Annotated in this window: 12 protein-coding genes; 11 read left to right on the plus strand and 1 reads right to left on the minus strand. The window is 63.3% G+C overall.

Features of this window, described 5'->3' with window-relative positions:
* Nucleotides 1-97 precede the first annotated feature (97 nt).
* From BMX61_RS09350 to BMX61_RS09395, 10 genes are all read left to right on the plus strand, one after another.
* The gene (locus tag BMX61_RS09350; protein ID WP_092742496.1) at nt 98-871 is read left to right on the plus strand and encodes an endonuclease/exonuclease/phosphatase family protein; all 774 of its coding nucleotides are present in this window, start codon (nt 98-100) and stop codon (nt 869-871) included.
* Nucleotides 872-985: 114 nt separating this feature from the next.
* Complete coding sequence (locus BMX61_RS09355; RefSeq protein ID WP_075626917.1) at nt 986-4,306, plus strand: transglutaminase family protein; 3,321 nt, start codon at nt 986-988, stop codon at nt 4,304-4,306.
* A 4-nt stretch (nt 4,307-4,310) separates the two neighbouring features.
* On the plus strand, nt 4,311-6,851 hold the full coding sequence (locus tag BMX61_RS09360) for a circularly permuted type 2 ATP-grasp protein (protein ID WP_234794639.1): 2,541 nt from the start codon (nt 4,311-4,313) through the stop codon (nt 6,849-6,851).
* Nucleotides 6,852-6,979: 128 nt separating this feature from the next.
* Nucleotides 6,980-7,867 (plus strand): transglutaminase family protein, encoded by an 888-nt coding sequence (locus BMX61_RS09365; protein ID WP_075627048.1) that lies wholly within the window; start codon nt 6,980-6,982, stop codon nt 7,865-7,867.
* Nucleotides 7,868-8,062: 195 nt separating this feature from the next.
* Nucleotides 8,063-9,256, plus strand: a complete 1,194-nt coding sequence (locus BMX61_RS09370; RefSeq protein WP_075626916.1) for a vWA domain-containing protein — start codon at nt 8,063-8,065, stop codon at nt 9,254-9,256.
* 343 nt (nt 9,257-9,599) lie between these two features.
* A complete protein-coding gene (locus BMX61_RS09375) occupies nt 9,600-12,065 on the plus strand; it encodes a glycogen/starch/alpha-glucan phosphorylase (RefSeq protein WP_075626915.1) in 2,466 nt (821 codons plus the stop codon).
* Nucleotides 12,062-14,308 carry a 1,4-alpha-glucan branching protein GlgB gene (gene glgB, locus BMX61_RS09380; protein WP_075626914.1) on the plus strand — a complete coding sequence of 749 codons (2,247 nt, stop codon included), beginning with the start codon at nt 12,062-12,064 and terminating at the stop codon, nt 14,306-14,308. Before BMX61_RS09375 ends, glgB begins: the two co-directional genes overlap by 4 nt.
* Nucleotides 14,309-14,609: 301 nt before the next feature.
* Nucleotides 14,610-15,869: a glucose-1-phosphate adenylyltransferase gene (gene glgC / locus BMX61_RS09385; RefSeq protein ID WP_075626913.1), complete on the plus strand. Its 1,260-nt coding sequence runs from the start codon at nt 14,610-14,612 to the stop codon at nt 15,867-15,869.
* 212 nt (nt 15,870-16,081) lie between these two features.
* On the plus strand, nt 16,082-17,530 hold the full coding sequence (glgA, locus tag BMX61_RS09390; protein ID WP_075626912.1) for a glycogen synthase GlgA: 1,449 nt from the start codon (nt 16,082-16,084) through the stop codon (nt 17,528-17,530).
* Nucleotides 17,531-17,539: 9 nt separating this feature from the next.
* The gene (locus BMX61_RS09395) at nt 17,540-19,168 is read left to right on the plus strand and encodes an alpha-D-glucose phosphate-specific phosphoglucomutase (protein ID WP_075626911.1); all 1,629 of its coding nucleotides are present in this window, start codon (nt 17,540-17,542) and stop codon (nt 19,166-19,168) included.
* Nucleotides 19,169-19,229: 61 nt separating this feature from the next.
* On the opposite strand, the gene BMX61_RS09400 is transcribed toward BMX61_RS09395, so the two are convergent.
* A complete protein-coding gene (locus BMX61_RS09400) occupies nt 19,230-19,673 on the minus strand; it encodes an SRPBCC family protein (RefSeq protein WP_075626910.1) in 444 nt (147 codons plus the stop codon).
* Between the two features lie 314 nt (nt 19,674-19,987).
* Here BMX61_RS09400 and glgX point away from each other — a divergent pair, with 314 nt between their 5' ends.
* Nucleotides 19,988-21,922 carry a glycogen debranching protein GlgX gene (glgX, locus tag BMX61_RS09405; protein WP_075626909.1) on the plus strand — a complete coding sequence of 645 codons (1,935 nt, stop codon included), beginning with the start codon at nt 19,988-19,990 and terminating at the stop codon, nt 21,920-21,922.
* The last annotated feature ends 5 nt before the right edge of the window (nt 21,923-21,927 follow it).

Raw genomic sequence — 21,927 nt, forward strand, 5'->3', positions numbered from 1 at the left:
CCGCGCCGGACAGAAGGCGTCAGGACAGGCGCCCGCATCTTCAAACCATTGCAATCGGCTCCACGGAACGAAACTGCCCCTCATCGGGTTCCGTGCCATGCCCACAAAGCACGCTTCGATGATCCCGTCCTTCCGTCTGCTCACCTATAACGTCCATAGCTGCATCGGCACCGATCGCCGCCACGATCCGGAGCGGATCGCCGAGGTGATCGCGGCTGCCAAGCCCGATATCATCGCGCTGCAGGAGCTCGATGTCGGCCGACTGCGCACAAAAGGCGTGGACCAGGCCCAGCGCATTGCCGACCATCTCAAGATGACCGCACATTTCCATCCGGCCATGCATGTCGAGAAGGAGCAGTATGGCGATGCGATCCTCACCGCCCTGCCCTCGCGCATCAGGCGCGCCGGCCCACTTCCTTCGATCGGCGAGCCGCGCGGAGCGATCTGGGTGGAGATCGATCTCGGCGGACGGCCGGTGCAGGTCGTCAACACCCATCTCGGCCTGCGGGGCGGCGAACGCCTTCTTCAGGCCAAGGCGCTGCTCGGCTCCGACTGGCTCGGGCATCCCGACTGCCGAGATGGCGCGGCGGTGCTGACGGGCGATTTCAACGCCATTACCCGTTCGGCGGTCTTCCGCATGCTCAACCATGCGCTTCCCGCCGCTGCCGATCCGGTAACGGGCAAGCTGCCGGCGACCTTTCCCTCACGCTTCCCCCTCATGCGGCTCGACCACGTCTTCATGAACGGCAGACTGAGAGCGACGGCAGCCGCACCCATCGCCACGGCCATGACCCGGATCGCATCCGATCATCTGCCGCTTCTGGCCACGCTCGCCTTTAGCGATGAGGATGACGCGCGCCGCAAACCATGAGCGGCGCTTCCGCAAGCGGTGAGGAATGCACGCGGAAGCCGGCCCTTGCATTCTGTCTTCGCATTGCACAAAGTCTCTGATGGCCAAGGTGCCCAAAGGGGACATAAAGCGCGCATGTCGATCAAAGCCAGCATCTATCATCTGACCCATTATCAGTATGACAAGCCGGTCCAGCTCGGGCCACAGGTGATCCGGCTGAAGCCGGCGGCCCATTCGCGCACAAAGGTGCTCAGCCATTCCCTCAAGGTCACGCCGGCGCAGCACTTCGTCACGCTGCAGCAGGACCCCTACGGCAACTTCCTGGCCCGCTATGTCTTTCCCGAGCCGGTGCGCGAACTGAAGATCGAAGTCGATCTGATCGCCGATATGACCGTCTACAATCCTTTCGACTTCTTCGTCGAGGAGGAAGCCGAGACCTGGCCGTTCAACTATGCAGAGGATCTGGTCGAAGACCTTTCGATCTATCGGAAGGCCGAGCCGGCCTCGCCGGCACTGAAGGCCTATCTCGACGGTATCGACCGCACACCGCGCAACACGGTGGATTTCGTCGTCGAGCTCAATGCCAAACTGCAGAAAGATATCGGCTACGTCATCCGCATGGAGCCGGGGGTGCAGACGCCGGAGGAGACGCTGGTCAGCGCGCGGGGCTCCTGTCGCGACACGAGCTGGCTGCTGGTGCAGATCCTGCGCCATCTCGGCTTCGCCGCACGCTTCGTCTCCGGCTATCTCATTCAGCTGACACCCGATCTGAAGGCGCTGGACGGGCCGTCCGGCACCGAGGTGGACTTCACCGACCTGCATGCATGGGCGGAGGTTTACCTGCCGGGCGCCGGCTGGGTCGGCCTTGATCCCACCTCCGGCCTTCTCACCGGCGAAAGCCACATTCCGCTGGCCGCCACGCCGCATTACCGCAATGCTGCGCCCATTTCGGGCGGCTTCATCGGCCAGGCGCAAACCTCCTTTGCCTTCGACATGAAGGTCGAGCGGGTGGCCGAGCATCCACGCATCACCAAGCCTTTCTCGGACGAGAGCTGGGAAGCCCTGAACAGCCTCGGCCAGGAGGTGGACGAGATCCTGAAGGCCCACGACGTCAGGCTGACCATGGGCGGCGAGCCGACCTTCGTCTCGATCGACGACTTCGAGTCCGGCGAATGGAACACCGAGGCCGTCGGCCCCACCAAGCGCGCCAAGGCCGATGCGCTGATCCGGCGCCTGCGCACCCGCTTCGCGCCCGGCGGCTTCCTGCATTACGGCCAGGGCAAATGGTATCCGGGCGAAAGCCTGCCGCGCTGGACCTTCTCGCTCTACTGGCGCAAGGACGGTCTGCCGATCTGGCGCAATGCCGACCTGATCGCCGAAGAGGGCCGCGATTACGGCGTCACCGACGACGATGCCGGGCGCCTGCTGGCCATGATCGCCGAAGCTCTGGACGTTCCCGCCGAAAATGTCGTGCCGGCCTATGAGGACCCGGCGCAATGGCTGCTCAAAGAGGCGAACCTGCCCGAGAACCTCGACCCCTCCAACAACAAGCTGGAGGATGCCGAGCAGCGGGCACGCATGGTCAAGGTCTTCGACAGAGGCTTGACCCAACCGACCGGCTATGTGCTGCCGGTGCAGCCCTGGAACGCCAGGGCCGGGGGCCGGCGCTGGATCAGCGAGCGCTGGCGCACGCGCCGCGGGCGAATCTTCCTGGCACCGGGCGACAGCCCGGTCGGCTATCGCCTGCCGTTGACCGCACTCCCCTGGCTTCCCCCCTCGCAATATCCCTATATCAATCCTGTCGATCCCAGTGTCCCCCGTGCCGCTCTGCCGGATTTCGAAAAGAAGGATGGACGGACGCTCGAGGCGGCGCATTTTCAGGCGTCTGCGGCGCAGCAGGTGCGCATGGAGCAGTCGGTCCTGGAAATCGACGGCTTCGTGCGCACGGCCATCAGCGTCGAAGCACGCGATGGGCGGCTCTGCGTCTTCATGCCGCCGACGGCGTCCATCGAAGACTATCTCGACCTGATCGCCTCCACCGAGCGCGCGGCCGCACAACTGGGCAAGCCGGTGCATATCGAGGGCTATGCGCCGCCCCATGACGAACGCGTCAATGTCATGCGCGTCGCGCCCGATCCGGGTGTGATCGAGGTCAATGTCCATCCCGCCGCGACCTGGCGCGATTGCGTGGCCATCACCAGCGCCGTCTATGAAGAGGCGCGCGAAAGCCGGCTGGGCGCTGACAAGTTCATGATCGATGGGCGTCATACCGGCACCGGTGGAGGCAACCACGTGGTGGTCGGCGGCGTCAACCCGAACGACAGCCCGTTCCTGCGCCGGCCGGATCTGCTGAAGAGCCTGATCCTGCACTGGCAGCGCCACCCGTCGCTGTCCTATCTCTTCTCCGGCCTGTTCATCGGCCCGACGAGCCAGGCGCCACGCATCGACGAGGCGCGTCACGACACGCTTTACGAGCTTGAGATCGCCATGGCCCAGGTGCCGGTGCCCGGCAAGGGCGCCCCGCCTTTGCCCTGGCTGGTCGACCGGCTGTTTCGCAATCTCCTGACCGACGTGACCGGCAACACCCACCGCTCGGAAATCTGCATCGACAAGCTGTTTTCGCCCGATGGACCGACGGGCCGGCTCGGTCTCGTGGAGTTTCGAGGCTTCGAAATGCCGCCGAATGCACGCATGTCACTTGCCCAGCAATTGCTCGTGCGCGCGCTGATTGCCCGTTTCTGGCTGAACCCGGCCGATGGCGGCCTGACCCGCTGGGGCACGACGCTGCATGATCGCTTCATGCTGCCGCATTATGTCTGGGCGGATTTCCTCGACGTGCTGAAGGACCTGAAACAGAACGGCTTCGACATACGGCCGGAATGGTTCGAGGCGCAGCTGGAGTTCCGCTTCCCCTTCTGCGGCGAGGTCGAATATGACAGCGCCAGGCTGGAGGTGCGCCAGGCGCTGGAGCCATGGCACGTGCTGGGCGAACAGGGCGCGATCGGTGGCACGGTGCGCTTCGTCGACAGTTCGGTGGAGCGCCTGCAGGTCAAGCTGGAAACCGCCAATCCCGAACGCTACACGGTGGCCTGCAACGGCCGGCCGGTGCCGCTGAGGCCGACCGGACAGAGCGGCGTGTCGGTCGCCGGCGTGCGGTTCAAGGCCTGGCATCCCGCGTCCGGCCTGCATCCGGTCCTGCCGGTCCACGCGCCATTGACCTTCGATATTTTCGATCGCTGGTCGAACCGCGCCATCGGCGGCTGCACCTATCATGTCGCCCATCCCGGCGGGCGCAATTACGAGACCTTCCCCGTCAATGGCAACGAGGCGGAAGCAAGGCGTCTTGCGCGTTTCGAACCTTGGGGGCATCGTGCAGGCCCTTACATGCTGATGCGCGAACAGCCCTCGGCGGAGTTTCCGCTGACGCTCGACATGCGCAGGCCGCCCGGATTGTGAGACCATGTCGGATCCCTTGACGCCAAAGGCCGCAGCCGCCCAAGCTCAGGTCACGCCAGACGCCGAAGGCACGGGACCGGCCCGCCGGACGGCGGCGGCAGACGCTGCGGACAGGGAGGCAGGCCCCCAGTCCCATGCGGACCAGGCCGCGTCCGCCGGCAAAGCCACCAAACGGGAGAGGTTCGACCCCGTCGCCGATTACAGCCCATTGCCTGGCGTTGCCGACGAGATGGTCGACACCACGGGCGCGGTGCGCCCTGTCTGGCAGCCGCTCTTGTCCGCGCTCGGCCGCATGGACGAAACCGAGCTCGCCAACCGCTTCGCCCGGGCGGACCGCTATCTGCGCGATGCCGGCGTGTTCTACCGCGCCTATGGCAGTACGGAAAACTCCGAGCGTGCCTGGCCGCTGTCCTATATCCCCGTGCTGATCGCCGAAAGCGAATGGCAGGTGCTGTCGCGTGGCATTATCCAGCGCGCCGAGCTTCTGGAGCAGATGGCCGGCGATATCTACGGCGAGAACCGGCTGGTGGCGGAAGGCTTCCTGCCCCCATCGCTGGTGGCGGGCAATCCGGAATTTCTGCGTCCAATGGCCGGCGTGCCCCCGGCGGACGGGCATTATCTGCACTTCTGTTCCTTCGAGATCGGCCGTGGGCCCGATGGCAATTGGTGGGTGCTGTCGGACAGGACAGAGGCCCCCTCCGGCGCAGGCTTCGCGTTGGAAAACCGGGTGGCCACCGCGCGTGCCTTTTCGGATATCTATGCCGAAACCCATGTGCATCGGCTGGCGCGCTTCTTCGGCGCCTTCCGCGAGACATTGCAGGCCAACAAGCGCCATCCCGACGACCGCATCGCCGTGCTGACACCCGGTCTCGCCAACGAGACCTATTTCGAACACGCCTATATCGCCCGCTATCTCGGTTTCATGCTGCTGGAAGGCGAGGATCTGACCGTGGTCGATGGTCGGGTCATGGTGCGCACGGTGGCGGGATTGAAACCGGTCGGCGTGCTCTGGCGACGGCTGGATTCGGTGTTCGCCGATCCGCTGGAGCTCAACCAGCGCTCCCATATCGGCACCCCCGGCATTCTTGAGGCGCTGCGTGCGCAGACGGTGACCTTCGTCAACGCCATCGGCTCCGGCGTTCTGGAAACCCGCGCCTTCCTGGCCTTCATGCCGCGCATCTGTCGCCATCTGCTCGGCGAGGATCTGCTTCTGCCGAGCATCGCCACTTGGTGGTGCGGCCAGGAACCAGAGCGGCTGCATGTGGCCGCCGAGCTAGAGAAGATGGTGATCGGCCCGGCCTATTCCACCCGGCCCTTCTTCGACGACAATGGCCAATCCGTGCTGGGTGCTTCGCTGCGCGATACGGCCAAGGCCTCGATTGCCGAGTGGCTGGCGAGCGACGGAGCAAAGCTGGTCGGGCAGGAGGTCGTCAAGCTGTCGACCACGCCGGCCTGGGTCAACGGCCGGCTCGTGCCGCGCCCCATGAGCCTGCGCGTCTATGCGGCGCGCACGCGCGATGGCTGGGAGGTGATGCCCGGCGGCTTCGGGCGCATTTCCTCTGGCGACGATGTGGCCGCCATCACCATGCAGGCCGGCGGCACGGCCGCCGATGTCTGGATCGTCAGCGACAAGCCAGTGGAGCGCATCTCGCTTCTCGCGCCGGAAGAAAGTTTCATCCGCACCATGCCCGGCAGCCTGCCGAGCCGGGCGGCGGACAACCTCTTCTGGCTGGGACGCTACATCGAGCGCGCGGAAGGCGGGCTGCGCATCCTGCGCGCCTGGCATGGCCGCTACGCCGAATCGGCCGATAGCTCCATGCCGCTGCTGAAGATCTTTACCGATTATCTAGCGGCGCTCGACATCGACCCGCACCAGCCGGTGCCCGACAGCCTGATCGCCAATATTGACGGCGCCCTGTTTTCGGCCAGCAACATCCGCGACCGCTTTTCCGCCGATGGCTGGCTGGCGCTCAACGATCTTTCCAAGACGGTGCGCAAGTTCCAGTCGCGGGTTCAGGCGGGCGACGATGCGACCCATGCCATGACCGTCTTCCTGCGCAAACTCGCCGGCTTTGCTGGCCTGGTGCATGAAAACATGTATCGGTTCACCGGCTGGCGCTTCCTGTCCATCGGCCGCTATCTGGAGCGCAGCATGCAGATGAGCCGCCTGCTCGGCCATATGTGTGGCCCGGATGCGCCTGACGGCACGCTCGACATGCTGCTGGAGATCGGCGACAGCGTGATGACCCATCGCCGCCGCTACAATGTCAACACGGTGCAGCTGACGGTGACGGATCTCCTGGCGCTCGACCCGCTGAACCCGCGCTCGATCCTCTACCAGCTGAATGAGATCCGCGCCCAGGTGGAGGAGCTGCCCAATGCTCATATCAATGGGCAGATGTCGCGCCTTTATCGCGAAGCCGTGCGCCTGCATTCCGGTTTGGCGGTCACCACCGCGGAGGCCGTCGATCGCGAGGTTTTTGCGCGGCTGGAAATCGATTTGGAACGTTTCTCCGATATTCTCGCCGAGACCTATCTGAACTGAACGCGCTTGAGTGCCGCCCGGCGTCCGCATGGCGGCTTGGGCGGCGCCGATATTGATGGAGATGGTGGGTGCAGCTTCAGCATGAAGAGATGTCGCCCATGGCGATACAGAGCCTGAAAACAGTCGACATGCTCTATGACATCACTTTGCGGATCACCTATCGCTACGAGGTTCCGGTCTCGGGCGCACGCCATGTGCTGCGCGTGATGCCGCTGTCGCTGCCTGGCCGTCAGCGTCTGGTGGCCGGCTCGCTCACCGCCACGCCAGTGCCGGACGAACGATACGACCGGCACGACTTCTTCGCCAATCCGGTCACCGGACTGCTGTTTCGCAAACCGCACGAGCGACTGGCGCTGCGCATGCAGGCACGCGTCGCCGTGGAGACGCAGATGGAGACGGTCGATCTTTCGCCTGAGCTGACCAGGCTGAAGGACGATCTGGAAGCAGTCTGGTCGCTTGCCTGCGATTCCCCGCATCATTTTCTTGCCTCCAGCCCACGCCTTGGCGACGATGCAGCGATCGCGGCCTATGCCCGCGCTCTGGTCAAGCCGGGAGACACGGTGCTGCAGCTTGCGCGGACGCTTTGCGCGGCCATCTACACCGATTTCACCTATGATCCCAAGGCCACGACAGTGGACTCCACCCCGCGCGATGCCTTCAAGATCAAGCGCGGCGTCTGCCAGGATTTCGCGCATATCATGATTGTGGCGCTGCGCGCGCTCGGCATTCCCGCCGGCTATGTCAGCGGCTTCCTGCGCACGATTCCTCCGCCGGGCAAGGAAAGGCTGGAAGGCGCCGATGCCATGCATGCCTGGGTGCGTGTCTGGTGCGGCGCTACCCTTGGCTGGATCGAGCTCGACCCGACCAACAACATCGCCGCCGGACGGGACCATATCGTCGTTGGCTATGGCCGCGACTATAGCGATGTCGCGCCCGTCATCGGCGTTCTCAAGAGCTATGGCAGCCATGATACGCAACAGGCCGTGGACGTCATTCCGGTCAAGCCCGCGTCCTGACACAGGCGCCGTCTCAGCCAGACCCTGATCCGCGCCGTCTCGGCTCCGTCATCCCCACCCGGCCCTCTGCCTCCTGCATGACGGACACACCCTCAAATCTGGCCGATGAAGACATATTGAGCAATCTTGATGACCAGACAGAAACATGGACTCCCATAAGGTAAGCTACGACCGAAATTCCGGAGGGAAAGCGCCATGGTTCATCGAGCACGTCTGCGCGCCGCGCTCGCCGCCTTCATGCGGGCAAAGGCCGGCAATTTCGGCGTGACCGCGGCGATCGCCCTGCCCATTGCCTTCGGCGCCGGGGGCGTGGCGATCGACATGACCAATATGGTGCGCGCGCGCAGCACGCTTCAGGATGCGGCGGATGCAGCAGCACTGGCCGCCTCCTCGGCCCTTGCCAACAAGACGATGAGTTCCGATCAGGCCAAGCTCGTCGCGCGTGATTTCTTCCGCACGCAGATGCGCAACTGGAGAAGCTCGTCGACGGCGGAGGACGACGCAGCCAGCGAGCGCCTCGCCCAGAGCCTGGGCATCGATATCGACCAGCAGGCGATGCCCGGCAATGGCACGCGGTACGTCGTCACCATCTCGGCCGACATGCCCGTCAAGATTTCCGGCCTGACGCGGATGCTCGGCGCGACCGACGCGGTGGTCCATGCCTCCAGCATATCCAAAGGCACGACCAGCACGCAAAATGCCGTGTCCATGTATCTCGTGCTCGATCGCTCCGGCTCGATGGGCGACCGAACCAACCAGCGTGATCCGAACTCCAGCTGCGCAGCCGGCAACACGGCTACCAGCTGCAACCTCACCAAGATCAATTCGCTCAAACTGGCAGTCTCAAGCCTCTTTACCCAGCTGAAGAACAGCGATCCGGACTCATCCTATGTGCGCACGGGCGCGGTGTCTTACAGCACCTCCATGTACACCCCGAGCCCATTGGCCTGGGGCACCGCCACAGCCATGAGCTATGTCAACGCCTTGAGCGCCGGCGGCAACACGGATTCCAGCGACGCCTTCGTGATGGCCTATAATTCTCTGGTCACTGCCGATGAGAACAAGGCCCATCTCAACAAAAACGGCCTGGTGCCGAAAAAGACCATCGTGTTCATGACCGATGGCGAGAACAATTATTTCGGCAAGAACAAGGATTCGAGCGGCGCCTCCGACAGCGCAACGCTCTCGGCCTGCAAACAGGCGAAATCCGCGGGCATGGAGGTCTATACAGTGGCCTTCATGGCGCCGGCTGCGGGCAAGAAGCTTCTGTCGAGCTGCGCGACAGATGCCGCGCATTTCTTTCCCGCCGACGATGCCGCCGGCCTGATGTCGGCCTTCAAGACCATCGGCCTGAACACGGCGAGCCTCGCCGTGACCTTGGCCCACTGACAAGCATTCAGGATGCCTGAAACACTTTAAGAAATCCTTGCGGGCATCGTAGTATTTCTCATAAATATCAAAAAGATGCGGGAAGCTTTGGCAAAGCATTCACCACCGCACAATTGTGCCATTTTCTGACAGCGTCACCCGTTGCACCACTTTCACATCAATGCATAACTATGCTCATCGTGCGGACAGGGATGGCCTTGGCCCGCCTGTTTTCCGCCTGGAACAGGGTGGCGAAACGCCTGTGTGCTTTCGTCCTGCTCCGACTTTTTGATGCAGACCGAGCGGTGTTGGAGCGGGCAGCTCCCAAACCGTCATGATCCATGCGACGAGGGGTGCGCGCTTCATGAGCAGACAAGTCGAGAATGAGAATGTTCCGGCAGCCGAGCCGCGGGAATCCAGTCCCAAGATCCTGGCGCAGGAAATCATCGAGCGCCTGACCTATCGTATAGGCAAGGATCCGAAGGTCGCCAAGCCGCATGACTGGCTGACGGCAGCCATTTTGGTGGCGCGCGACCGGATCACCGACAACTGGATGGACTCGACGCGCAAGACCTATGAGAGCGGCCGCAAGCGCGTCTATTATCTCTCGCTGGAATTCCTGATCGGCCGTCTGATGCGCGACGCCATCACCAATCTGGGCATCGACGAAGCGCTGCGCGAGGCGCTCGGCACCTTCGGCGTCGATATCGATGTGATTGCCCAGCTCGAGCCGGATGCCGCGCTTGGCAATGGCGGTCTCGGCCGTCTCGCAGCCTGTTTCATGGAATCGATGGCCACGGTGGATATCCCCGCCTATGGCTACGGCATTCGCTACGTCCACGGCCTCTTCCGCCAGCAAATGTCGGATGGCTGGCAGGTGGAGCTGCCGGAAACCTGGCTCGCCCATGGAAACCCGTGGGAATTCGAGCGGCGCGAAAGCTCCTACGAAATCGGCTTCGGCGGCTCTGTCGAAACCGTCAATATCGATGAGGAAGTCACCCGCTATCTCTGGAAGCCAGCCGAACGCGTGATCGCCACCGCCTGCGATACGCCTGTCGTCGGCTGGCGCGCCAAGCGCACCAACACGCTCCGGCTTTGGACCGCCCATCCGATCGACCCGATCCTGCTCGACGCCTTCAATGCCGGCGACCATATCGGCGCGCTGCGCGAAAGCAACAAGGCCGAGAGCCTGGCGCGCGTGCTCTATCCGGCCGATGCCACGCCCGCCGGCCAGGAGCTGCGCCTGCGGCAGGAATATTTCTTCTCCTCCGCCTCGCTGCAGGACATCCTGCGCCGCCATCTCCAGCAATATCCCGATTTCACCTCTCTGCCGGACAAGGTCTCGATCCAGCTCAACGATACCCATCCTGCGGTATCGGTCGCCGAACTCGTACGCCTGCTGACCGACGTGCATGGCTTGAGCTTCGACCAGGCTTGGGATATCGCCCGTCACACCTTCTCCTACACCAACCATACGCTGCTGCCGGAAGCGCTGGAAACCTGGCCGGTGCCGTTGTTCGAGCGGCTGCTGCCGCGCCACATGCAGATCGTCTATGCGATCAACGCCAAGATCATGATCGAGGCGCGCAAGGAGAAGCGGCTTGGCGACGAGGCCATCCGCACGATCTCGCTGATCGACGAAAGCGGCGACCGCCGCGTGCGCATGGGCAATCTCGCCTTTGTCGGTTCGCATTCGATCAATGGCGTCTCGGCCCTGCACACCGAGCTGATGAAGGACACGGTTTTTGCCGACCTGCACAGGCTCTATCCGCAGCGCATCAACAACAAGACCAACGGCATCACGCCACGCCGCTGGCTGATGCAGTGCAACCCGGCCTTGTTCAGCCTGATCCGCGAAGCCATTGGCGACGCGTTCATGGACGATGCCGAAGAGCTGAAGGCGCTGGACGCCTTTGCCGACGACCGGGAATTCCAGGCCCGTTTTGCCGCGATCAAGCGCGACAACAAGGTCAAGCTCGCTCAACTGGTGCAGAACCGCATGGGCGTGCGGCTGAACCCCTCGGCCATGTTCGACATCCAGATCAAGCGCATCCACGAATACAAGCGCCAGCTGCTCAACATCATCGAGGCGGTGTCGCTCTACGACCAGATCCGCTCGCATCCCGAACTCGACTGGGTGCCGCGCGTCAAGCTCTTCGCCGGCAAGGCGGCGCCGAGCTATCACAACGCCAAGCTGATCATCAAACTGGCCAACGACGTTGCCCGCGTCATCAATAATGATCCGGCGGTGCGTGGCCTGTTGAAAGTCGTGTTCGTCCCCAATTACAATGTCTCGCTCGCGGAGATCATGGTGCCCGCCGCCGACCTGTCGGAACAAATTTCGACCGCCGGCATGGAAGCCTCGGGAACCGGGAACATGAAATTTGCGTTGAACGGTGCGCTCACCATCGGCACGCTCGACGGGGCGAATGTCGAGATGCGCGACCAGGTAGGGGAAGAAAACATCAAGATCTTCGGCATGACGGCGGAAGAGGTGTCCAAGGCACGTGCCGAGGGTCACAATCCGCGCGCGATCATCGAGGGCTCCCGCGAATTGTCGCAGGCGCTGCAGGCGATTGCCTCCGGCGTGTTTTCGCACGATGATCGTGGCCGCTTCTCCGGCCTCGTCGACGGGCTCTACAGCCACGACTGGTTCATGGTCGCCGCCGATTTCGATGCCTATGCCAAAGCCCAGCGCGAGGTGGACGCGCTGTGGACGGACGAAGCCGTCTGGTACGGCAAGACCATTCGCAATACAGCGCGTATGGGCTGGTTCTCCTCCGACCGGACCATTCGCCAATATTCCAAGGAAATCTGGAGAGCAGGATGACCAACTCGACCGTGGACGCGACGACGAACCCATCATCGCTTCCGCGCGAGGACATCGATGCCATCATCGGCGCCCGGCATGGCGATCCTTTCGCCGTGCTGGGGCTTCATGACAAAAACGGCGGCGGGCTTCTGGCCCGCTGCTTGATTCCGGGCGCCGAAACCGTCGAGGTCGAGACCCTGTCGGGCGAGGCGGTCGGCACGCTGACCCGCCTTGACGATGCCGGATTCTTCGAAGGGCCGGTGACGCTCGATCGCCGCCAGCCGATCGCCTATCGCGCTGCCAATGCCGGCGGCAGCTGGCGGGTCGTTGACCCCTATTGTTTCGGTCCGGTGCTCGGGCCGATGGACGATTATCTCATCCGCGAAGGCTCCCATCTCCGTCTGTTCGACAAGATGGGCGCGCATCCGCTGGTCCATGAAGGCGTCGATGGCTTCCACTTCGCCGTCTGGGCGCCCAATGCGCAGCGCGTTTCGGTGGTGGGCGATTTCAACGGTTGGGATGGGCGCCGTCATGTCATGCGTCTGCGGCGCGACACAGGCATCTGGGAAATCTTCCTGCCCGACGTGACGACCGGCGCGGCCTACAAGTTCGAGATCCTCGGCCCGCATGGCGAACTGCAGCCGCTGAAGGCCGATCCCTATGCCCGGCGTTCCGAGCTGCGCCCGGCCACCGCCTCCGTCACCGCGCCCGTCATCGATCATGACTGGAAGGATGCGGCGCATCGGGCGCACTGGTCGTCCGTCGATGCCCGCCGCCAGCCGATCTCGATCTATGAGGTGCATGCCGGCTCCTGGCAGAAGAGCGATACGGGCGATTTCCTCAGCTGGGACGAGCTTGGCGACCGGCTGATCCCCTATTGCGTCGACATGGGCTTCACCCACATCGAATTCCTGCCGATCAGCGAATATCCCTACGACCCGTCCTGGGGCTACCAGACGACCGGGCTCTATGCGCCGACCGCGCGATTTGGCGAGCCTGAAGGCTTGGCCCGCTTTGTCGACGGTGCGCACAAGGCCGGCATCGGCGTCATCCTCGATTGGGTGCCCGCCCATTTTCCCGTCGATGCCCATGGCCTTCGCCGTTTCGACGGCACCGCGCTTTACGAGCATGAGGACCCGCGCCAGGGTTTCCACCCAGACTGGAACACGGCCATCTACAATTTCGGCCGCGCCGAGGTCTTTTCCTATCTCGTGAACAACGCGCTCTACTGGGCCGAGACCTTTCATCTGGATGGCCTGCGCGTCGATGCGGTCGCCTCGATGCTCTATCTCGACTACTCGCGCAAGCATGGCGAATGGGTGCCGAACGAATATGGCGGCAACGAAAATCTGGAGGCGGTGCGCTTTCTCCAGACGATGAACCGGCATGCCTATGGCAGCCATCCCGGCATTCTGACGATCGCCGAGGAGTCCACCTCCTGGCCCAAGGTGTCAGCCCCGGTTCATGACGGCGGGCTGGGCTTCGGGTTCAAATGGAACATGGGCTTCATGCACGACACGCTGCAATATTTGTCGCGTGAGCCGGTGCACCGCAAATATCATCACCACGATCTGACCTTCGGTCTGGTCTATGCCTTTTCCGAAAACTTCGTGCTGCCGCTCTCCCATGACGAGGTGGTGCATGGCAAAGGCTCGCTGATCGCCAAGATGGCCGGCGACGACTGGCAGAAATTCGCCAATCTCAGGGCCTATTACGGGTTCATGTGGGGTTATCCGGGCAAGAAGCTTCTGTTCATGGGCCAGGAATTCGCGCAGTGGAGCGAGTGGTCGCATGAGCGCGGGCTCGATTGGAACCTGCTGGAATATCCGCTCCATCGAGGCATGCACCGGCTGGTGCGCGATCTCAACGGCACCTATCGCGCCAAGCCTTCGCTGCATGCGCGCGACTGCGAAGGCGAAGGCTTCGAATGGCTGATCGCCGACGACCGCGAGAATTCGGTCTTTGCCTGGCTGCGCAAGGCGCCGGGCGAAAAGCGCGTTGCCGTCGTCAGCAATTTCACCCCCGTCTATCGCGAGCACTATTCGATCCCACTGCCCAAGGCCGGGCGCTGGCGCGAGATCCTGAACACGGATGCCGAGATCTATGGCGGCAGCGGCAAGGGCAATGGCGGCTCGATCGAAGCCAAGCGGATCGGCTCGGGAGCCATTTTCGCCGCCATCACCCTGCCTCCGCTCGCCACCGTGATGTTCGAGGAGGTGAGCACGGAGGACGAGGAGGACGCGCCTGGCCCGGCGATGTGATAAATCCAGGTGACAACGAGCTTTTTTAGCTCGAAATCCGGTGCCTCGATGCGTTCGAAGTGTAAGATCGAGGTGACGCGAAGCGCAGACGTCGTGGGAGAGAGACGCAAACCCATGCATCGTCCTGGGATCGGATCGGATCTTGAGGACAAAACCATGCGGCGGGTTGACGCGTTACGGCATCTGATCAGCGTTTGCCAAACGCGAAGGATGCTGTCGACAGTAGGGCTTTGACACGAATGAAGCAGTAGGCGCTCCGCCGAGCGCAGTCTGAACGAACAAGGACATCGGGAGGGACTACATGGAGAAACGCACGCAACCCCTGGCACGAGACGCCATGGCCTATGTGCTGGCCGGCGGACGCGGCAGCCGCCTGAAGGAATTGACCGACCGGCGCGCCAAGCCGGCCGTCTATTTCGGCGGCAAGGCCCGCATCATCGATTTCGCCCTCTCCAATGCTCTCAATTCGGGGATTCGCCGCATCGGCGTCGCCACCCAGTACAAAGCGCATTCGCTGATCCGCCACCTCCAGCGCGGCTGGAACTTCTTTCGTCCCGAACGCAATGAAAGCTTCGACGTTCTGCCGGCGAGCCAGCGCGTCTCCGAGACGCAATGGTATGAAGGCACGGCTGATGCCGTCTATCAGAATGCCGATATCATCGAGGATTACGGCGTTGAATTCATGGTCATCCTGGCGGGTGATCATATCTACAAAATGGACTACGAGCTGATGCTGCAGCAGCACGTGGATTCCGGCGCCGACGTCACCATCGGCTGCCTGGAAGTCCCGCGCATGGAAGCCACGGGCTTCGGCGTCATGCATGTCGATGAACATGACCGCATCATCGATTTCGTGGAAAAGCCGGCAGATCCGCCCGGCATCCCCGGCAATCCCGAGGTGGCGCTGGCCTCCATGGGGATCTATGTCTTTCACACCAAGTTCCTGATGGACATCCTGCGCCGCGATGCCGCCGATCCCAAGTCCAGCCGCGACTTCGGCAAGGACATCATCCCCTACATCGTCGAGCATGGCAAAGCGATCGCCCACCGCTTCGCCAATTCCTGCGTTCGGTCCAATTTCGAACGCGAAGCCTACTGGCGCGATGTCGGCACGATCGATGCCTATTGGCAGGCCAATATCGACCTAACCCACATCACGCCCGAACTCGATATCTATGACAGCACCTGGCCAATCTGGACCTTCGCCGAGATCAAGCCGCCGGCGAAATTCGTCCATGACGATGACAACCGCCGGGGCTCCGCCGTTTCCTCGCTGGTCTCGGGCGATTGCATCATTTCCGGCGCCTCGCTGAACCGCAGCCTGCTGTTCACAGGTGTGCGCGTGAACTCCTATTCGCACGTGGAAAATTCGGTCGTGCTGCCGGATGTGAAGATCGGCCGTCATGCGCAGCTGAGCAATGTCGTGATCGATGCCCGCGTCGTCATTCCCGAAGGCCTTGTCGTCGGCGAGGATCCCGAGCTGGATGCCAAGCGCTTCCGGCGCACCGAGAGCGGCATTTGCCTGATCACCCAGCCGATGATCGACAAGCTGATGCTCTGACGCAGACAGCTGAAACGGGCCGCCTGCCTCTCTGAGGAAAGGCGCGCGGCCTGTCATCCTCCTGAAACAGGAAGCTGCTCCAGACAAAGGCGCGAAGAGACGGCGACGCACACATGGCTCCGTCTCTTGCTTGCGAGACAATCCTGCTGCCGGAGCCGAACCTGTCTGATCAGCGCATAACCATATCAATCGAACAACAGGGCACGCCGGCGATGCAGGTTCTTTCCGTTGCCTCAGAAGTCTACCCGCTGATCAAGACAGGCGGCCTGGCCGATGTGGCGGGCGCCCTGCCGGAAGCGCTGGCCGCCCATGGCGTGACCATGCGCACGCTGCTTCCCGCCTATCCCGCCGTGCTGGCCAAGCTGCGCTATGGCGAAGAGCCGCGCGAAGTGCACGTCTTCGAGACGCTTTTCGGCAACCCTGCCCGTCTCCTGGCTGTCACGCATGAGGGGCTGGACCTTCTGCTGCTCGACGCCCCTGCCCTGTTCGACCGGCCAGGCGGACCTTACCTCGACACAGGCGGCCGCGATCATCCGGATAATTTCCGCCGTTTTGCCGGTCTTTCGCTTGCCGCCGCCCTGATTGCTGAAGGCTGCCTGAAAAATTGGCGGCCTGATCTCGTTCACGTGCATGACTGGCAGGCGGCGCTGACGCCGGTCTATCTGCGCTTCGGCCGCCGGCCGCAAACGCCTGTTGTGTTGACGATCCACAACATCGCCTTCCAGGGCCAGTTTTCCGCCGACACGTTTCAGGAACTCGCGCTTCCCCCGGCCGCTTTCCACATGGACTGGGTCGAATATTATGGCCAGGTCGGCTTCCTGAAGGGTGGCATGCGCGCGGCCGATGCCATCACCACCGTCAGCCCGTCCTATGCCGAGGAAATTCTCACGCCTGAATTCGGCATGGGTCTGGAAGGCCTGCTGGCCGCCCGACAGGAAAGGCTCGTCGGCATCGTCAACGGCATCGACACGAATGTCTGGAATCCGGCAAAGGACCCGATGATCGCTGCGCATTACGACGTGAGCCGGCTGGAGGTCCGCAAGGCCAACAGGAAGGCGCTGCTGGAGCGCTTCAAGCTCGTCGATACCGAAGGTCCGCTTTTTTCGGTGGTCAGCCGGCTGACCTGGCAGAAGGGCATGGACCTGCTTGCCGCCGTCATTCCCGACATCATCGACCAGGGCGGCATGCTGGCCGTGCTCGGCTCCGGCGATGCCGAACTCGAAGCCCTGCTCGAGGAAGCGGCCGCGCTTTATCCCGGCCGGATCGGTCTGGTGAAGGGTTATGACGAGCCCCTATCGCATCAGTTGCAGGCGGGCGCCGATTCCATTCTTATCCCCTCCCGATTCGAGCCTTGCGGTTTGACGCAACTTTATGGCCTGCGCTACGGTTGCGTGCCGATCGTGGCGCGCACCGGTGGCCTGGCGGACACCATTATCGATGCCAATGAGGCAGCGATGAATGCGGCTGCGGCGACCGGCTTCCAGTTCTCGCCTATCGGCGAGGATCCGCTTCGGCAGGCCCTGCGCCGCGCCGTCAAATTGTTCAAGGAGCCGCACCTGTGGGCCCGCCTGCAGGCACAAGGCATGAAAACGGATGTTTCCTGGAATGCGAGCGCCGGCCGCTATGCCGCGCTCTATTCCACACTCTGCGCGAAAGGCTGAACGAACCCGATGATCAAGACCGTTGCGACGACGCCCTATGGGGATCAGAAACCCGGAACCTCCGGCCTGCGCAAGAAGGTGCCGGTCTTCCAGCAGGAAAACTACGCGCAGAACTTCATCCAGTCGATCTTCGATTCGCTGGAGGATTTCCAGGGCAAGACGCTGGTGATCGGCGGTGATGGCCGCTATTTCAACCGCGAGGTCATCCAGATCGCCATCAAGATGGCGGCTGCCAACGGCTTCGGCCGGGTTCTGGTCGGTCGTGGCGGCATTCTTTCCACGCCAGCCGCCTCCAACGTCATCCGCAAATACCAGGCCTTCGGCGGCATCGTTCTGTCGGCCAGTCACAATCCCGGCGGCCCGACCGAGGATTTCGGCATCAAGTACAATATCGGCAATGGCGGCCCGGCGCCGGAGAAGATCACCGAGGCGATCTTCGCCCGCACCAAGGTGATCGACAGCTACAAGATCGCCGAGGCAGCCGACGTCAATCTCGACATCGAAGGCACGCATGAAATCGCCGGCATGCAGGTGACGATCATCGATCCCGTCAGCGACTACGCCGCGCTGATGGAAGAGCTGTTCGATTTCAACGCCATCCGCGCCCTGCTGCAGAACGGCTTCCGCATCGTCTTCGACGCGATGAGCGCGGTCACCGGTCCCTATGCCAAGGAAATCCTCGAAAACCGGCTTGGCGCGCCCAAGGGCTCAGTCCTGAACTTCATGCCGCTGCCGGATTTCGGCGGCCACCACCCCGACCCGAACCTCGTCCATGCCAAGGCGCTCTACGATCAGATGATGGGCGATGATGCGCCTGATTTCGGCGCCGCCTCCGACGGCGATGGCGACCGCAACCTCATCATCGGCCGGGGCATCTTCGTCACCCCCTCCGACAGTCTGGCCATGCTCGCCGCCAACGCCCATCTGGCGCCCGGCTATTCGAAGGGTCTCGCCGGCATCGCCCGTTCGATGCCGACCTCGGGCGCCGCCGACCGCGTGGCCGAAAAGCTTGGCATCGGCATCTATGAAACGCCGACCGGCTGGAAGTTCTTCGGCAATCTGCTCGATGCCGGTCTGGCCACCATTTGCGGCGAGGAAAGTGCCGGCACCGGCTCCAACCATGTGCGCGAAAAGGATGGCCTCTGGGCCGTGCTGCTCTGGCTCAACATCCTGGCCGTGCGCCAGGAAAGCGTTGTCGAGATCGCCCGCCAGCATTGGATGATCTATGGCCGCAACTATTATTCGCGCCATGATTATGAAGAGGTCGATTCGGCCGCCGCCAATGGTCTCGTCACCGCGCTGCGCGACAAGCTGGCCTCGCTGCCGGGCACCAAGATCGGCGATCTCACCGTTCAGACGGCGGATGATTTCTCCTATCACGATCCGGTCGACCATTCCGTCAGCAGCAATCAGGGCATCCGCATCCTTTTCGAAGGCGGCTCGCGCGTCGTCTACCGTCTGTCGGGCACCGGCACGTCGGGTGCGACGCTGCGCGTCTATATCGAGCGTTTCGAGCCGGACGCCGCCCGTCACGACATCGAGACGCAGGAGGCGCTGGCCGACCTGATCCAGGCGGCGGAAGAGATCGCCGATATCCGGCAGCGCACCGGCCGGCAGACGCCGAGCGTCATTACCTGATCCAGACATCAAGGCCCGGCGCCAGCGCGCCGGGCCTTTTTCTTGTCACCCGGATCGATCCTTAGCCCGGTATATCCGCCTCGACCAGCTCGGCCAGAAGGCCGAGCGATTCCTGCCAGCCGCGATTGCAGGCTTCCGCCGGAATGACATCCGGCAGACCGCTCTGTGTCACGGTGAGTTCGGTGCCGATCATCACCGTTCTCAGCGCCACTACCACCTCGATCTCGCCCGGCAGCGCCGGATCGTCGAAACTGTCGACATAGCGAAGCCTTTCATGCGGATGCAGTTCCAGGAAGCGGCCGGAAAAGGAATGCGACTGGCCGCTGGTGAAATTGCGGAAGGACATGCGAAAGCCACCGCCAACCTTGGCGTCCATGGCATGCACGGTGGCGGTATAGCCATGCGGCGGCAGCCATTTGACCAGCGCATCCGGCTCGATAAAGGCGCGGTAGATCCGCTCCGCCGGTGCGCGCAAAATGCGCGATTGGGTGATGCTGTAGGGCATGTCCGTCTCCTCCTCGGTGTTGCCTTGGGGCAAGGTAGCCAAACTTCGCGACAGGCGCAAAAGCGCAGAGTGACCTTACGCCCCTGCTCTTTAGACGTAGGGCCATGTATTGGGCTGGCATTATGGTCTCACGGCAAGTTTGGACGCATCCGAACTCGTGTCATCCGGTCATCCATGCGTCTGGAAGGCGAGCACGGCAGGCCTTTTTATGCATATCATGATCGCCGGGTCGGCCCGCCCCACTCTGGAACGAAGCGTCAAGACCTCCCCGTCATAGTCCAGCTCTCGACATCCCGCCGCATCGGAGTTTCCGCATGACCGACAGCCCGCTTGGCGCCTCCTTCCACGTCGATGGCACCGAATTTTCGGTGGCCTCCCGTCATGCCGCCCAGGTCGATCTCTGCCTCTTTCCCAAGACGGGCGGCGAGACGCGTCTGCCGATGCAGCGCGGCCCCGATCATGTCTGGCGGGTGAAGGCGCAGGCGCCTGCAGGCACCGCCTATGGCTTCCGCGCCGATGGCATCTATGCGCCGGACCGCGGGCTCTGGTTCGATCCTGCCAAGCTCCTGGTCGATCCCTATGCCGTGATCCTCGACCGGCCCTTCCGCTATGATCCCGCACTCGGCGTCCAAGGTGTCGATACATCCGATCTTGTGCCGCGCGCCCTCGTGACGGATCTGCCCGAACTGCCGCTGACGCCGGCGCATTGGTCGAAAGGCGGGCTGGTCTATGAAGTCGCGGTGCGCCCCTTCACGAAGCTCCATCCCGATATTCCCGAGGCCCAGCGCGGCACGGTGGCCGCGCTTGCCCATCCCGCCATCATCGCCCATCTGAAGGCGCTTGGCGTGGCGGCGGTCGAGCTGATGCCGATCACCGCCTGGGTGGACGAGCAGCATCTCGGGCCCTTGGGCCTGACCAATGGCTGGGGCTACAATCCCGTGGCGATGATGGCGCTCGATCCGCGCCTCGTGCCGGGCGGCGTGACGGAGCTGCGCGAGACCGTGGCCACCCTGCATGCCGAGGGCATTGGCGTGATCCTCGATCTGGTCTTCAACCATTCCGGCGAAAGCGACCGCTTCGGCCCGACGCTCTCCATGCGCGGCCTCGATAACCTGACCTATTACCGCCACGCGCCCGACCTGACGCTGATCAACGATACGGGCTGCGGCAATACCATCGACTGCGCCCATCCGGTGGTCGAGCGGCTGATCCTCGATACGCTGCGCCATTTCGTCCGCCATGCCGGCATCGACGGCTTCCGCTTCGATCTCGGCAGCATTCTCGGCCGCGACGCCTGGGGCTTCCGCCGGGAAGCGCCCTTGTTCAAGGCCATGGCCGCCGATCCCTGGCTCGCCGGCCGGCTGATGATCGCCGAGCCCTGGGATATCGGCCCCGGTGGCTATCAGCTCGGTCATTTCCCGGCCGACTTTCTCGAGTGGAACGACCGCGCCCGCGACGACATCCGCTGCTTCTGGCGTGGCGATGGCGGCAAGGTGGGGGCGCTGGCCGCAGCGCTGTCCGGCTCCTCGGCGCTCTTCGCGCATCATGGCGAAGAGGCAACCCGCAGCGTCACCTTCATTGCCGCCCATGATGGCTTCACCCTGGCCGATCTTGTTGCCTACAGGGGCAAGCACAACCAGGCCAATGGCGAGGACAATCGCGACGGCCATAATGAAAACCATTCCTGGAACAATGGCGCCGAGGGCGAGACGTCGGATGCCGCCATTCTCGCCGCGCGCCGGCGCGACCTGATGGCGCTGCTGTCGACGCTCTTTGCCAGCCGGGGCGCCATCATGCTGGCGGCGGGCGATGAATTCGGGCGCAGCCAGAAGGGCAACAACAATGCCTATGCCCAGGACAACGCCATCACCTGGGTGGACTGGCAGGCGGCCGACCCGGTCCTGCTCGCCCATGCGCAAGCGCTGGCTGCGCTACGCGCCCGCTTCGGCGTCTTCCAGGACACGGCTTTTCTCACAGGCCAAGGCGATGTCGCCTGGCTGCGGCTTGACGGCGCGACCATGACGGTGTCGGACTGGGACAATCCTCAAAGCGACAGCCTGGTAATGGTGCTGTCGACGACGGACGGGAAGACCGGCGCTCCGACCCGGCTGGCCATTGCCGTTCATCGCGGTGATGCACCAGCGCCGTTGCGCCTGCCCGGCCGCTGGCTGGATGCGCTGGCCTCCAACGAGCCGGCGCCTGATATCATTGCCCCTCGCAGCATCGCCTTTCTCATCGAGGCGGCCTGAGCACG

This window comes from Xaviernesmea oryzae (assembly GCF_900109605.1).
Taxonomy (GTDB): domain Bacteria; phylum Pseudomonadota; class Alphaproteobacteria; order Rhizobiales; family Rhizobiaceae; genus Xaviernesmea; species Xaviernesmea oryzae.